14 protein-coding genes are annotated in these 13,822 nt (G+C 60.1%); 8 read left to right on the top strand and 6 right to left on the bottom strand.

The genetic code is table 11. From position 1 onward, the window contains the following. Nucleotides 1–13: 13 nt before the first annotated feature. Nucleotides 14–943, bottom strand: coding sequence for a ribokinase (gene rbsK / locus ACY4LX_RS13200; RefSeq protein WP_463260145.1), 930 nt, complete (start codon nt 941–943; stop codon nt 14–16). A 343-nt stretch (nt 944–1,286) separates the two neighbouring features. Between rbsK and ACY4LX_RS13195 the strand changes: the two genes are divergently transcribed. Continuing rightward, the gene (locus ACY4LX_RS13195; protein ID WP_463260144.1) at nt 1,287–2,243 is read left to right on the top strand and encodes an alpha/beta hydrolase; all 957 of its coding nucleotides are present in this window, start codon (nt 1,287–1,289) and stop codon (nt 2,241–2,243) included. Here the strand turns inward: ACY4LX_RS13195 and ACY4LX_RS13190 are convergent. Continuing rightward, nucleotides 2,240–4,051, bottom strand: coding sequence for an ABC transporter ATP-binding protein (locus ACY4LX_RS13190; protein ID WP_463260143.1), 1,812 nt, complete (start codon nt 4,049–4,051; stop codon nt 2,240–2,242). The two genes, ACY4LX_RS13195 and ACY4LX_RS13190, sit on opposite strands and share 4 nt — an antisense overlap. 159 nt (nt 4,052–4,210) lie before the next feature. Here ACY4LX_RS13190 and ACY4LX_RS13185 point away from each other — a divergent pair, with 159 nt between their 5' ends. Both ACY4LX_RS13185 and ACY4LX_RS13180 read left to right on the top strand, forming a co-directional pair. Further along, complete coding sequence (locus ACY4LX_RS13185) at nt 4,211–4,789, top strand: DUF6932 family protein (protein ID WP_463260142.1); 579 nt, start codon at nt 4,211–4,213, stop codon at nt 4,787–4,789. Continuing rightward, complete coding sequence (locus ACY4LX_RS13180; protein WP_463260141.1) at nt 4,782–5,687, top strand: hypothetical protein; 906 nt, start codon at nt 4,782–4,784, stop codon at nt 5,685–5,687. The genes ACY4LX_RS13185 and ACY4LX_RS13180 overlap by 8 nt, the downstream gene beginning before the upstream one ends. Nucleotides 5,688–5,792: 105 nt before the next feature. On the opposite strand, the gene ACY4LX_RS13175 is transcribed toward ACY4LX_RS13180, so the two are convergent. Continuing rightward, nucleotides 5,793–6,833 carry an AraC family transcriptional regulator gene (locus ACY4LX_RS13175; RefSeq protein WP_463260140.1) on the bottom strand — a complete coding sequence of 347 codons (1,041 nt, stop codon included), beginning with the start codon at nt 6,831–6,833 and terminating at the stop codon, nt 5,793–5,795. Nucleotides 6,834–6,999: 166 nt separating this feature from the next. On the opposite strand from ACY4LX_RS13175, the gene ACY4LX_RS13170 reads away from it, so the two are divergent. The 5 genes from ACY4LX_RS13170 to ACY4LX_RS13150 all read left to right on the top strand — a co-directional run bounded on the left by ACY4LX_RS13170 (nt 7,000) and on the right by ACY4LX_RS13150 (nt 10,542). Beyond that, nucleotides 7,000–7,851, top strand: a complete 852-nt coding sequence (locus ACY4LX_RS13170; RefSeq protein WP_463260139.1) for a 3-hydroxybutyryl-CoA dehydrogenase — start codon at nt 7,000–7,002, stop codon at nt 7,849–7,851. Then, nucleotides 7,838–8,434, top strand: a complete 597-nt coding sequence (locus tag ACY4LX_RS13165; RefSeq protein ID WP_463260138.1) for a TetR/AcrR family transcriptional regulator — start codon at nt 7,838–7,840, stop codon at nt 8,432–8,434. The genes ACY4LX_RS13170 and ACY4LX_RS13165 overlap by 14 nt, the downstream gene beginning before the upstream one ends. Nucleotides 8,435–8,499: 65 nt before the next feature. Beyond that, nucleotides 8,500–9,096, top strand: coding sequence for a hypothetical protein (locus tag ACY4LX_RS13160; protein WP_463260137.1), 597 nt, complete (start codon nt 8,500–8,502; stop codon nt 9,094–9,096). Nucleotides 9,097–9,247: 151 nt separating this feature from the next. Further along, on the top strand, nt 9,248–9,661 hold the full coding sequence (locus tag ACY4LX_RS13155) for a VOC family protein (RefSeq protein ID WP_463260136.1): 414 nt from the start codon (nt 9,248–9,250) through the stop codon (nt 9,659–9,661). Between the two features lie 119 nt (nt 9,662–9,780). Continuing rightward, on the top strand, nt 9,781–10,542 hold the full coding sequence (locus tag ACY4LX_RS13150; protein ID WP_149658754.1) for a bestrophin-like domain: 762 nt from the start codon (nt 9,781–9,783) through the stop codon (nt 10,540–10,542). Nucleotides 10,543–10,558: 16 nt separating this feature from the next. Here ACY4LX_RS13150 and rtcA read toward each other — a convergent pair whose 3' ends face one another. From rtcA to ACY4LX_RS13135, 3 genes are read right to left on the bottom strand one after another with little or no spacing between them, the layout of a single operon-like run. Continuing rightward, nucleotides 10,559–11,590: an RNA 3'-terminal phosphate cyclase gene (rtcA, locus tag ACY4LX_RS13145; protein WP_149658755.1), complete on the bottom strand. Its 1,032-nt coding sequence runs from the start codon at nt 11,588–11,590 to the stop codon at nt 10,559–10,561. A gap of 8 nt (nt 11,591–11,598) precedes the next feature. Continuing rightward, on the bottom strand, nt 11,599–12,387 hold the full coding sequence (locus ACY4LX_RS13140; protein ID WP_463260135.1) for a nucleotidyltransferase domain-containing protein: 789 nt from the start codon (nt 12,385–12,387) through the stop codon (nt 11,599–11,601). Nucleotides 12,388–12,392: 5 nt separating this feature from the next. Further along, complete coding sequence (locus ACY4LX_RS13135) at nt 12,393–13,619, bottom strand: RtcB family protein (protein ID WP_463260134.1); 1,227 nt, start codon at nt 13,617–13,619, stop codon at nt 12,393–12,395. Nucleotides 13,620–13,822: the final 203 nt, after the last annotated feature.

Genomic DNA, 13,822 nt, shown 5'->3' with positions numbered 1-13,822 from the left:
TCCGGGTGGGGTTTTAAAGGGTGCCGAATGGGCGCTGGAATGCTGCGAACGCGCTGGCGTCCGGGTAGGAAGTCTGGGTGCCGAGACCGGTGACCGAGCACGCGGAATAGGCCACGGCCTGGGTCATGGCGGCGCGGATATCGCGGTCGCGGCTCCAGTGCTGGATGAAGCAACCGATGAAGGCATCGCCGGCGCCAGTAGTATCGCGGGCGTTGACGCGCAGGCCGGGAATCTGGAACTCGCCCTCCTCGCCGACGTACAGCGCGCCTTGTTGGCCGAGGGTCACGATCACGTGGCGAATGCCGCTGGCGACCAGGGTCTTGGCGGCTTTCAAGGCGGACTCAGGCGAGTCGACGGTTTGGCCGCTGATCAGCGCCAGTTCGGACTCGTTGGGCACCAGGAAATCCAGTTGCGCCAGGTGTTCACGGCTCAGGCCCGCCAAGGCCGGTGCCGGGTTGAGCAGCACCGGGATGTTGTGTTCGCGACCGAATTCGATGGCGTGGTAGACGGTTTCCACATTGATTTCGAGCTGCAGCACGATCAGCGAACACTCGCGCAGGGCTGGCGCGGCGGCGTCGATATCCGCCGGGGCGAGATGGGCGTTGGCGCCTTTGACGATAAGGATGCTGTTGTGGGAATCGGCCTGAACGAAAATCGGCGCCACGCCGCTGGACACACCGGGCACACGCTGCACGTAACGGGTGTCGATGCCAAAGCGCTGGAAATTGGCCAGGGTGTTGTCGGCAAACATGTCGTCGCCGACCTTGGTCAGCATCAACACATCCGCCCCCAGCTTGGCCGCCGCCACCGCCTGATTGGCGCCCTTGCCACCGCAACCGAGGGCAAAACCCGGCGCTTCCAGCGTCTCACCCTGGGCCGGCATGCGGTCGATGTAGGTGATCAGATCCACCATATTGCTGCCGATGACTGCGATCTTGCTCATTGCTATCCCACCTTGATACGGCTTGCCTGACTGACGTCGGCGCTGTTGTTTTGTTATTTAAATAACATTTGGTGTGATTATTCAATCTTTTTTATTGAGCGAGTAGACAAGCAAAGACGAATGGCTTTGCGCCAATTCACTTGTAGGAGCGAGGCTTGCCCGCGAAGGCGGTGTGTCAGGCGACATCGATGCTGACTGTCCCGACGCCTTCGCGGGCAAGCCTCGCTCCTACAGGGGACTTGCGGCGAATGATCCTGCAACACACACGACCATCGAAATAATTCCCCTCCCCCACGCGCATCTGTTAAAACCCGTGCTTTCCCCTGATCGACTGGACTGCTGGATGCTTACTCCCCTCATGAGCCACTTGCGTCGGCGCTGGTTTTCATCGTTGTGCATGGCGCTGCTAATTGTCGGTTTGCCGGCGAGTTGCGGCGTGCTCAAGTACAAAGAGCGCGAGTTGCTGTTTCGGATCGAGCCGGGCACGGCCGGGTGGTATCGCGGCTTGCCGCAGGACGTTCAGGAGTTCGACATCAAGCCTGCCAGCTTCAAGGGCAATCAAAACCTGCATGCCTGGTGGTGGCCGGCCGCGCGCCCTGATGCGCCGTCGATCCTCTATTTGCACGGTGTGCGCTGGAACCTCACCGGCCAGGCGTTTCGCATCGAGCAATTGCGGGCCATGGGCTATTCGGTGCTGGCCATCGACTACCGCGGGTTTGGCCAGAGCAAGGGCGATCTGCCGTCGGAAGCCAGCGTCTACGAAGACGCCCGGGTCGCCTGGGAGCGCTTCAAGGCGATGCAACCGGACCCGAACAAACGCCTGATCTACGGTCACTCGTTAGGTGGTGCGGTGGCCATTGACCTCGCGGCAGACCTGGCCACGCAGGCGAAAAAGGATCACGTCGCGGTGCCGGTGCGCGGGCTGGTGATCGAATCCACCTTCACCACGCTGGGGGATGCCGTCGCGCAAGTGGCCGACGAAAACCTGCCAGTGAAATCCCTGCCGGTGCGCTGGCTGCTGTCGCAGAAATTCGATTCCATCGACAAGATCACCGACATCGATATGCCCTTGCTGGTGGTCCACGGTCTGGCCGATGCATTCATGCCGTCGCGCTTCAGCCAGCAGTTGTTCAACGCCGCCAACGAGCCGAAGCGCCTGTTGTTGATACCCGGCGGCACGCACAACAACAGCATGAGCCTGGGTGGCAGTCAGTATCGCCAGGCCATCGACAACCTGATGAAAGCCAAGCCGGCACAGGTCGCCGGGCCAACAGTTACTCAAGGTGCCCGCAAGGCCTAGCGATAACCCCGCGCCTGCAAATCGAACAGCTGCGCATAACGCCCGCCCGCCGCCACCAGGCTGTCGTGATCGCCACGCTCCAGGATCGCGCCCTGATCCAGCACGATGATGTGGTCGGCGTTGCGCACACTGGAAAAACGGTGGGAGATCAGCAGCGTCATGCGGCCCTGGGTGTGCTCGCTGAAATGCGCGAACACCGCCGCTTCCGCCGCCGGGTCGAGGGCTGAGGTCGGTTCGTCGAGGATCAGGATGTCGGCATCACGGCGCATGTAGGCACGGGACAAGGCAATCTTCTGCCACTGCCCGCCAGACAGCTCCTGGCCCCCGGCAAACCAGCGTCCCAGTTGCGTGGCATAACCGCGATCCAACCCTTCGATAAACGGCGCGGCCATGCCTTCGGCCGCCGCTTCTTTCCAGCGTTGTTCATCGTCGAAGGCCAGGGTGTCGCCAACGCCGATGTTCTCCCCCACGGAGAACTGATAGCGAATGTAGTCCTGGAAAATCACCCCGATACGCCGCCGCAACGCGTCCTCTTCCCAGTCTTGCAGGTCGCTGCCGTCCAGCAGGATACGGCCCTGATCCGGGCGATACAGCCGGGTCAGCAGTTTGATCAGCGTGGTCTTGCCCGAACCATTCTCACCCACCAGTGCCACGCTTCGGCCCGGCACCAGGTGCAAGTCGATGCCCTCCAGCGCCGCACGACTGGCCTCTGGATAACGAAAACCCACGTTCTCGAAACGCAGCCCATCGCCGGGCACCGCGCCCACGGTCAAATGGCCGGTATCGCTGACCACCGGTTCGGCCAGGTATTCGTAGAGGGCCGACAGGTAAAGGCCATCCTCGTACAGACCACTGATCGCACTGAGGCTACTGCTGACGGCGGTTTGCCCCTGTTTGAACAGCACCAGGTACATGGTCATCTGCCCGAGAGTGATCTGGCCATGCACGGTGTCGACCACGACCCAGGCATACGCCAGGTAAAACGCCCCGGTGCCCAGCAGCCCAAGGACAAAACCCCAGCCATCGCGGCGCAAGGTCAGGCGTCTGTCTTCGGCGTAAAGCCGCTTGAACGTGTCGCGATAACGCTGCAACAGCAAGGGCGCAAAGCCGAACAGCTTGACCTCTTTGATGTAACTCTCATGGGACAGCAGCGTTTCGATGTAGCTCTGTTGCCGACTCTCCGGCGCGCGCCGGGTGAACAGCCGAAACGCATCCCCGGAAAAATGCGCCTCGGCAAAAAACACCGGCAACGCACCGACCACCAGCAACACCAGCGCCCACGGCGAAAAATGCACCAGCAGCACGCCGAAACTGATCAGCACAATCAGGTTCTGGATCAGCCCCAACGACTTCATCACCAACGCCAACGGCCGGGTCGAAGCTTCGCGCCGCACCCGCACCAACTTGTCGTAGAACTCGGAGTTCTCGAACTGCACCAGCGATAACGTCTGGGCCTTCTCCAGAATCAGCGTGTTGACCTTCTGCCCCAACTGCACCCGCAACAGCGACTGCTGCACCGACAACGCCCGTTGCGTCCCGGACAACAACGCCAGCACACCCGCCTCAAACAACACATAACGCACCACCGGCCACAACGGCGCACTGCCCTGCTGCGCATGCAACTGCATGGCGAACACCACCGCGTCGACGATGCGTTGGCCGAGCCAGGCGGCCAGTGCGGGGAGCACGCCGGCAATCAGGGTAGCCAGGACCAGGCCGAGGAATAATCCGCGGGAGGTGCCCCAGACCAATTGCAAGGCGCGTTTTGCCTGGTCGAGCAGAGCGGCGAAACGGGTGAGGGTTGGCATGGGGGAGAGGCTCGGCAGGGACGGACGGCGATGCGCCATGGTACTTCAGCTCGGTGATGGGGAAAGAGCGAAAGAACTGTAACGTTTGTTCGCTTGACGCATACACGCAGCCGGATGAGGATCGGTCGCCAATCACACCGCTATGCAAGGAGGCCGGGATTGATACCTGAGTGGAATCCAGAGGGACTTATTCCCCCAATCAATGAGCATAATCCTGCCGGGATGGACAGATCTCCCTACGAGGTTGATCTATTGGCGTTCGTAGACCGCTTCGCGAGCAATCTGGACCGATGTGCTATTTTGGAAGGCTATCTCTTACACCGTTCTGAGCTGCACAGAATGGGCATGGCTGAAGGCTTCCAATGGCTGGATGGAAGTTTCACGGAGAACATCGAGCTGTCTGATCAACGTGCCCCCAGAGACATCGATGTCGTTACGTTCACTTTTGAGGGGGACGAGTTCTACGATGGCCTGCAGCCGGATCAACTAAGATTGTTGGGAGCAACACGGGAGGATCAGTCCTTCATAAAAAGTCAGTTCAAGGTTGATTTTTATGTTCAATCCCTCACTGATGCGCCAGAGCGCTTGGTAGAAATGGCATCGTACTGGTACAGCATGTGGTCCCACCGAAGATCAAAGCAATGGAAGGGATTTCTACGGGTCGACCTGGCTCCTCGGCAGGATCAAGAAGCACTCGCCATGTTGAAGGCTCGCAAACAGGAGCTCGCTCATGAATAGGAATGAATACCTGCATAAATCGGCAGAACTTCTTTTCCTCGAGAAGCAGCTGGAAAAGCCTGGACTGAGCAAGCTTTCTGCCATGTCCATGCGCTCTCGGATAGATGAAGCAAAATCGTATCTGGAGGCGAATAGCCAAGACACCTATCAACCAGCAAAAGTCATCCTTACCTATCGTGGAGCGCCTGTTTGGGGGACGCATGGCGTTTTAGCCGAGTTTGGTGCTGCGGCGACTCAGGCATTCAGCGAGGCTATTGCCACCATTGCCGCTTCGATCTCCGGCACGCTTGCCGACAAAGGCCCCATTCCAAACCGATCGAATAATCAATTACTTATAACGGGAACCGCTTTGGGTTCATTTGGGTTCGAGCTGGAGGAAGTACCCGCGCAAGCGCAGCTTGAGATTGAGGGCACGACATCAGTGTCACTCGCTATTGATCTGATGGCTGAATTGTTGGAGGCCACAACCAAAAGTGATGAAGAACTCTCCGAGCCTGTTTCACGGCTTGCCGATAGAGCGATATCCAGCGTTTCGGACTTTTTGGGAAAGCTTTCCAGCTACGACGCTTCTTGCTCGCTGACCACCCGCACCAAACAGTTTCAATTCACTGATAGCGAGCAGGTTCGACGCAGCAAGGCTCGGCTGAACCTGGATAACATTCAGGAAACGGTAGAGACGTTCACGGGTGAGTTTATTGGAGCGCTTCCAGACAAGCGGTCATTTGAATTTAAGACTGCCGATGGACTGGTCATTTACGGAGGGATTGCAAGAGATCTCCCAAACCCCAATGCTATGAATCTACATCTCTATAAAACTTACGATGTGACATTGAGTGCCAAGCGAATTGGCTCAAGTAAACCTCGCTATATTCTGCAGCAGTTTCCGTGGACTGACTGATTCAGAGGTTCGACCAAGGAGTACAGACAGCCCTCTCTGCTATTAGAGGGGATGGGCTGTTTCCAGAAATTGCAGAAAAACTCTCAATCGAGGCAAATATAGGATTCACGCCGAATCAGACCCATTCCCCTCCTGCGTCCTTTCCTGAAACCGCGCCCGATACCGCCCCGGACTCTCCCCCGTCCACTTCTTGAACGCTCTGTGAAACGCACTCGCCTCCTGAAACCCCAGCTGCTCGGCAATATCCCCAATGCTCGCCCTGCTTTCACGCAACCGCTCAAACGCCACGCCGCGCCGTACTTCGTCCTTGATCTCCTGATACGAACAGCCCTCGCGCTCCAGTTTGCGGCGGAAGGTGCTGGGGCTCAGGTGTTGTTCCTGGGCGAAGGCTTGCAGGGTCGGCCATAGGCTGTAATGGCTGTTGCGCAGGCGCTGATGAACTTGGGACGCGAGGCCGTGCTGGTTGCGGAAGCGGATCACCAGCCACTGCGGCGCGGTGCGTAGAAACACTTTCAAGGAGGCCAGGTCTTGAACCACAGGCAGACGCAGGTAGTGGCTGGCGAATTCGATTTCGGTGCGTTCGGCGCCGAAGCTCAGGTTGGGGCCCCAGAGCAAACGGTCGTCACTGAGGGAGACGCGGGCATGGCGAAAGTCGGCGCGGTCGATGGGGATGCGCCGTCCGCCGAGCCAGCACAGCAGGCTGATCATCAAGACCAGGAAGGTTTCTTCGCCCAGGCGGCTGACATCGCTGTCGGTCGAGCCGGTTTGCAGGCTGATCACCGCACGTTTGCCGCGCACGGTCAGCGTGCCGCGAAAGTCGCTGAGGAACAGGGCGAAGTTGGCCAGGCATTGGCGCAGGGCTTTGTGCAGGTCGGGTTCCTGAATCAACGCTCGACAGATCAGGGCGAAACTGCCCGGCGGCATGCCGTGGCGGTCGAGGCCGAAGAATTCGTCGTCGAGTTCGCGAATCTGGATCAGCCACAACGCGGCAAAGGCGCTGGCCGGCACCCGGGCGCTGGGCTGGTCGAGCAGCGCCGGGTCGATATTGGCCTGTTGCAGCACCGCCGTCAGGCGCTGGGGGTTGTCCGCCAGCCGATGGATCATCGCCCGCACGAAGTAGGCCGCCACTGAATCCGTTTCCCGCATGTGAACGCTTTGCTCCCCATTGCCTGACTGGCAAAAAACACCAGTGCCGTTGAACAGTTGTGGCATAGGACAAGCGCCCTGCCCGCTCTAGACTCGCGGCCATAGTACGCCTTCGGCTGTTGTGGCGGCCAAGGTATCGACGGGTTTGATTGCAAGGACTTCCAGCATGAATCTGCAACACATCGGCGTGATTGGCGCGGGCACCATGGGCAACGGGATTGCGCAGGTCTGCGCGGTGGCGGGCTTCAGTGTGACCCTGATCGATATCAGCGAGAGCGCCCTGCAAAAGGCAGTGGCGACCGTCGGCAAGAACCTTGATCGACAGATCGCCAAGGCGACGTTGAGCGAAGAACAGAAACGCGCCGCCCTCGACAAGATCCGCACCAGCACCGATTACGCCAGCCTGGAAGACGTGCAACTGGTGATCGAAGCCGCCACTGAAAACCTCGACCTGAAACTGCGCGTCCTGCAACAGATTGCTGCGCAGGTCAGCGCCGAGTGCGTGATCGCGTCCAACACGTCCTCGTTATCGATTACCCAACTCGCCGCCAGCGTCAGCCAGCCCGAACGCTTCATCGGCCTGCACTTCTTCAACCCAGTGCCGGTGATGGGGTTGATCGAAGTGATTCGCGGCCTGCAAACCAGCGACGCGACCCACGCCCTGGCGCTGGACATGGCCACGACGCTGGGCAAGACCGCGATCACCGCCGGCAACCGTCCGGGCTTCGTGGTGAACCGGATCCTGGTGCCAATGATCAACGAAGCGATCCTGGTGTTTCAGGAAGGCCTGGCCAGCGTCGACGACATCGACGCCGGCATGCGCCTGGGTTGCAACCAGCCAATCGGCCCGTTGGCCCTGGCGGATTTGATTGGCCTGGACACGGTGCTGGCGATTCTCGAAGCGTTCTACGACGGCTTCAATGACAGCAAATACCGCCCGGCGCCGCTGCTCAAGGAGATGGTCGCCGCCGGTTACCTGGGACGCAAAACGGGGCGCGGCTTCCATGCCTATGCCTGAGCGTTGTGAACGCTTTGCCGAATACCGGGACAAGGTGCTGGAGCTGTTCGCCAGCAAGGGTTTCGGCCAGGTCGGCATGCGTGAACTCGCCACCTGCCTGGGGCTCGCCCCGGGCTCGCTGTATCACCATTACCCGAGCAAGCAGCACTTGCTGGCGGACTTGATCGAAGAGTTCTACGAAGAGTTGTTGGCCACGCTTGGGCGCCTGGATAAAAAAGCCAAACGCGGCATGCTGCCCAACCTGATTCAGGCGCACCTGAATCTGCATCGGGAAATGCCCTGGCATTTCCGGCTGGCGGAGCGGGACAGCGGTTGTCTGAATGAAGATCAGCAGCAACGGGTTCGGCAACTGCGCGAGCAATATGAACGTCGGTTGTTGCAGATGCTGGGCCCCAAGTTGCGGCTCAGCGAACAGGGCCAATTGGCGGCCGGGCACGCGATTGCGAATTTGCTCAACAGCGCGCCCGGTTGGCTGACGCAGCATGCGCTGGGTGACGCGGAGCGAGATGAGCTGCTGGAAAACCTGGTGAGTGGCGCTGTCGAGCGTTTGCTGCGGCCTTCGGTGCCACGCGCAGTGGCTTGAGGCGATACAACGTGCCAGTACCCACGGCATACTGGCGCCCCCTCAAAACACAAAAAGGATTTCGTGTGTTCTCGCGCCGCAATACCCTCGTCTCAGGGCTCTTTCACGCCGTTTGCTGGCTCGTTGTACTCGTTTTGATTCTGCATGTGGCTTTCTTCAACTGGCAGTTGATGAAGCCTCTCAATGTCGGCGGCACCTTCATGGGCGGAGGCATGGCCACCGAGCTGTATTTAATGGGCTGGGGCGTGGCCACGCTGGGACTGATCGTCGCGATTTTGTTACGCCTGCCCGGCGCGATCTACGGCTGGATCGGCTCCGGCCTGGTGATGATAGGCATCGGCGCCTGGTGGCAACTGAACTACCCGGACAACGACACAGGAAATGCGATCTACAGCATCAGCGAACATGAGATTGGCTCCTTTATGATCATCGGCGTGATTGTGCTCAGCACCGGTTTCTACGCGCGTGAAATACTCAAAAACCGCGTACCGGATCCAGCGCAAATGCCAGTGCAATTCATCGCCGCTGTCCTGCTGGGCGCCTTTTTTATCGGCGTGCCTCTCGCCAAGTACACAGAGAAGCCGCTCCCCTATTGCGCGTTCAACAAGGCCGGCCAGCAATTGTCCATCTGCATTGGCAAAGAACGCGTCATCGTCGATTGATCGAGCAATAAGCGGCGCCCGATCTATAGAAAAAACGTCTGAACAAACCCGGCAGAACCCGGCCTCTAACGCTTTGCTGTTTGAGGTCGAACCCTATTGAAGCTGGAGGCCGTCCTGGCCTCCAGCGCCACTCGGTTACCGGGAGCACACAATGAAAATCAATCCCTACCTGATCTTCAACGGCGACTGCAAAGCCGCCTTCACTTTCTACGCCAAAGCCCTGCCCGGCACCCTCGACGCCATGATGACTTTCGGCGAAACCCCGGCGAAGGAACACGTCCAGGCGGACTACCACAACCTGATCATTCATACCCGCCTGTCAGTGGGTGACCAGGCGATCATGGGCTCGGACACCACCCCCGACCGCCCCACTGACGACATGGCCGGTTTCTCGATCTCGCTGAACGTCGACAGCATCGCCGAAGCCGAGCGCGTCTTCGCCGCACTGGCGGAAGATGGCACGGTGCAAATGCCGCTGGAGGCGACCTTCTGGGCAGCGCGTTTCGGGATGCTGGTGGACCGGTTTGGCGTGGCGTGGATGGTCAATTGCGAGAAGGATCAGTAAATCGCTTATAGAAAAGCCCAACCTGAAAAGGTTGGGCTCGTTGAACCAGGCTCTGTGGCAAGTCCAAGACCATCTGCTACCGTCAACTCGCCGTCCCGCGTTGCGTCAACGGAGGTCGAATGAATCATTTGCTGATCGCACTGATCGTGTTCACCTGCCTGTTCGGCAGTGCCTTGGTGGGCTCGTACGTGCGGCAGCGATTGCCTTCGCATCATCTGAGCGACGATTCGGTCGCCGTCCTGAAACTCGCCACCGGCCTGATCGCCACCATGTCGGCGCTGGTGCTGGGCCTGCTCGTGTCTTCGGCCAAAGGCACGTTCGAAACCACCAATGCACAGCTGGAAGGCGCGGCGGCCAAAGTGGTCGAGTTCGACCGTTTGCTGGCACGTTATGGCCCGCAAACCCAACCCATCCGCACCCAGCTCAAGCACAACTACGCGCAAATCGTGCAAGTCCTGCAATCCCGGGATTCCTCCCGACTGGCCATGCTCGACAGCCCCGAAGCGATCAGCCGTTCCGAAGCCCTGCAACAGCAAGTCGCCGCGCTCGCCCCCGACACCGACAGTCAACGCACCCTCAAGGCTTCGGCCTTGCAGATGATGGACGCCGTGTTCGCCGCCCGCTGGCTGACGATGCTACAAGCCAACCAGTCGATCCCGCCGGTCATGCTGGTGATTCTCATCACCTGGCTGTCGATCATCTTTGGCTCGTTCGGTTTGTTCGCCCCGCGCAATGGCACGATTGTGGTGGTGCTGATGATGTGCTCCGCATCCGCGGCGGCGACGATCCTGCTGGTTGAAGAGCTGAACCGGCCGCTGGACGGGTTGATCAGTGTGTCGCTGGAGCCGATGCTGCATACGATGGAGCGGCTGGGGCAGTAGCCTGTGGCGAGCGGTGTCACTGATTCACGCTTTTGCATTCAACCAACAGCCGGCTGTCCCCTTCCACGGTGCAATCGATAGTGACCGGCAGAAAACGCTCGATCACCGCGATATTGCTTTGCAGATGCTCGGTCATGCGCGGCGTGGTGAAGCTGCCACCGCCCGCCATGGCCATGGGCAGCAGCAACTGATCGGCAAGGTGCTCGGCCACGGCGGTGGCGCTGTTCAGCCAATCCGCAGCCTGGTCGATGGCGCCATCGGCGACCTTCTCGGCACGCAGGGCCGCTTGGCCAAAACCACTGAACACTTCGGTGACGTGCTCAAACACGCATTCCACCAGCAGGACATTGCCCGGCCCCCGATCCTGATCGAGCGCGACGCAATGCAACACCTTCGGCGCCATTCCCAGTCGTTTGCCGACCCGCTCCAGTTCACGCTCAGCCACTTGTGGCGCAAGGCCCGCCACCAGGGCCGAAGCGCTCTGCGCCAGTAACGCGCCGCGCTCCAACAGATGCAGCGGTCGCAGTTGCGAAGGCTGGATGAAGACTTCGATCTCGCCACCACCGGCCGGCACAAACCCGTGGCGAATCAGTTGCAACTCAACCTTGGCCCCCATGCGCCGCAGCAGCGGCAGCCAGGCGCGCTCCAGGAAATCGCTGGGCGGCGCCAATGGATTATGCGTACCGCCCGAGATCCGTACACGACTGGCTTGCGGCGCCAGCAACAAGGCCGGCAACAGTGTCTGCAACACCAGGGTGCAACTGCCCGCCGTGCCAATGGCGAAGCTGAATTCGCCGCCACGAATCGGCCCCGGTTCAAAGGACAACACCTGCGAACCCAACTCCGCGCCCTGCACGGTGGCGCCACAGACCTCGGCCGCCGCCAGTACCGCCGTCAGGTGCTGGCGCAGCAAACCGGGACGGCTGCGCCGGGCCCGAATGTTCTTAATCTGCAGCGCCCGACCGGTCACCATCGACAGGCTCAAGCCACTGCGCAGTACCTGACCGCCGCCCATCGCGCCGTCCAGTTCAATCACTTCCTGTTTCATGTTCATCCTTAGGCGTAACGCTTTACCGTGTCTCTCAAATACTGATCCAACAGCCGGGAGTCTTCCTGGGTGCGCGGCAGTTTAGGCACTGCGCGCTCCAGTTCCGTAGCGATGAACTGGTGCAACGCGTGTCGACGTGGGCCGTAGGCACTTTCATCGGCGTTGCGCTTGAGCACCAGCAATTCGGCGACTTCATCCAGCAGAGCCGGGTCGTCGACGGTGCTGAGCAAGTCGGCGAAGGTCATCGGCGGGCGACCCCGGCCCTGGTCGATCCAGCGCACCGCCAGCAACGGACGCAGCACGTAGAAATACTTCTTGAACCGCACGCTCTCGCCTTGCAGGTAGCCGCGAAAGTTTTTCCGGGCCATCGACAGGTAATGATTGCGCGCGGCCGGCGGGCTGTAGAACGCCTCGGCCAGCTCACGCAGTTGCAGGGTCGCGGCCGTTTCGCTGCGATACACCAGGGGCGAATCGAGCCATTCCAGCAGCGTCGGATTGGACTTGCGCAACAGCCCGAGGGTCTTGCGCAGCTCCCAACCACTGACATCCAGTTCATCGTCCAGCGGCCGCTCAATCACATCCCGCGGCGTATCGACCTGGACGAACCACTCCGGTTTTTCCACGTAGACGAAGCGCACGTCATAGTCGCTGTCGGTCGAGGCAAAGCCCCAGGCGCGACTGCCGGACTCACAGGCGTAAAGCACGCTGACGTTACGCTCGCGCTCTATCCTTTCAAGCGCCTGTAACACCCGGGCGCGCATCTCGGGCGCCAGCGGGTGAGTTTCATAGTTGTCCATGTTCCCTATCCTTTTACGCACACCACCTGACGCAGGGTGTGCAGTACTTCAACCAGCTCGCGCTGGGCGTGCATGACTTTGTCGATGTCCTTGTAGGCCATCGGTATTTCATCGATGACGGCAGCGTCCTTGCGGCACTCCACGTGCGCGGTGGCGCGAATCTGATCTTCAAGGGTGAAGGTGTTCTTGGCCTTGGTCCGGCTCATGGTGCGACCGGCGCCGTGGCTGCAGGAGCAGAACGATTGCTCGTTACCCAGGCCGCGAACGATGAAGCTTTTCGCCCCCATCGACCCCGGAATGATTCCCAACTCGCCCTTCTTCGCCGACACCGCGCCTTTGCGGGTCACCAGAATCTCTTCACCAAAATGGCGCTCTTTCTGCACGTAGTTGTGATGGCAGTTCACCGCCTCCAACGCCACCTCGAACGGCTTGCTGATCACTTGCCGTGTCGCCTGAATCACCGCTTGCATCATCAACGCACGGTTCTGCTTGGCGAAATCCTGGGCCCAACCCACCGCTTCGACGTAGTCATCGAAGTGCTGGCTGCCCTCTTCGAAGTACGCCAGGTCGCGGTCCGGCAAGTCGGCGATGTGCTGGCGCATATCCGCCTGGGCCAGTTGAATGAACAGGTTGCCAATGGCGTTGCCGACCCCACGGGAACCGCTGTGCAACATGAACCAGACACGGTTGGCTTCATCCAGGCAGACCTCGATGAAATGGTTACCGCTGCCCAACGTGCCCAAATGCCCACGGTTGTTGGTTTTGGCCAGTGCCGGGTACTTGTCGGTGATCAACTTGAACCGTGGGTCGAGCGCCGCCCAGGCGTGATCGGCCTGTCGGGGGATCTCGTCCCAGGCGCCTTTGTCCCGGCGCGAACGGGTCGAGCTGCGGCCGTGGGGCACCGCTTGCTCAATGGCGCTACGCAGGCCGTGCAGGTTGTCCGGCAAATCGGCGGCCATCAGCGAGGTACGCGCGGCGATCATGCCGCAACCGATGTCGACGCCGACCGCTGCCGGAATGATCGCACCCACCGTCGGAATCACACTGCCGATGGTTGAGCCCTTGCCCAGGTGCACGTCCGGCATCACGGCCAGGTGTTTGAAAATGAACGGCATCTTCGCCGTGTTCATCAACTGCTCGCGGGCTTCGCGTTCCACCGGGACGCCTTCGGTCCAGAGCTTGATCGGTTTGCCGTTGGCGACTTCCAGCAGTTGGTAGGTATGTTCTTGCATGATCTCTATTCTTTTCTTTTGGCCGATTATCCGGCGTTGTTCCAATACCCGGCAGCGACCAGGGGATACAGGCACATATGCTCTACCAACTGAGCTACCCGTTACCGGGGCGGGAGTCGAACCCGCGACACGATGTAGTACCTGTGGCATTCGCTGCCAAAATTTCAAATAGGTGGCACGACAAAAGTGAATGACTGTTGCGC

This window comes from Pseudomonas sp. Emmai (assembly GCF_055179735.1).
Note: the sequence above shows the minus strand (reverse complement) of the source record. Positions and strands in the feature narration are given on the sequence as shown.

Coding starts and splice junctions, on each gene's coding strand:
- rbsK (WP_463260145.1), bottom strand. CDS start 943: ATGAGCAAGATCGCAGTCATCGGCAGCAATATGGTGGATCTGATCACC.
- ACY4LX_RS13195 (WP_463260144.1), top strand. CDS start 1,287: ATGCTTACTCCCCTCATGAGCCACTTGCGTCGGCGCTGGTTTTCATCG.
- ACY4LX_RS13190 (WP_463260143.1), bottom strand. CDS start 4,051: ATGCCAACCCTCACCCGTTTCGCCGCTCTGCTCGACCAGGCAAAACGC.
- ACY4LX_RS13180 (WP_463260141.1), top strand. CDS start 4,782: ATGAATAGGAATGAATACCTGCATAAATCGGCAGAACTTCTTTTCCTC.
- ACY4LX_RS13175 (WP_463260140.1), bottom strand. CDS start 6,833: ATGCGGGAAACGGATTCAGTGGCGGCCTACTTCGTGCGGGCGATGATC.
- ACY4LX_RS13170 (WP_463260139.1), top strand. CDS start 7,000: ATGAATCTGCAACACATCGGCGTGATTGGCGCGGGCACCATGGGCAAC.
- ACY4LX_RS13165 (WP_463260138.1), top strand. CDS start 7,838: ATGCCTATGCCTGAGCGTTGTGAACGCTTTGCCGAATACCGGGACAAG.
- ACY4LX_RS13155 (WP_463260136.1), top strand. CDS start 9,248: ATGAAAATCAATCCCTACCTGATCTTCAACGGCGACTGCAAAGCCGCC.
- ACY4LX_RS13150 (WP_149658754.1), top strand. CDS start 9,781: ATGAATCATTTGCTGATCGCACTGATCGTGTTCACCTGCCTGTTCGGC.
- rtcA (WP_149658755.1), bottom strand. CDS start 11,590: ATGAAACAGGAAGTGATTGAACTGGACGGCGCGATGGGCGGCGGTCAG.
- ACY4LX_RS13140 (WP_463260135.1), bottom strand. CDS start 12,387: ATGGACAACTATGAAACTCACCCGCTGGCGCCCGAGATGCGCGCCCGG.
- ACY4LX_RS13135 (WP_463260134.1), bottom strand. CDS start 13,619: ATGCAAGAACATACCTACCAACTGCTGGAAGTCGCCAACGGCAAACCG.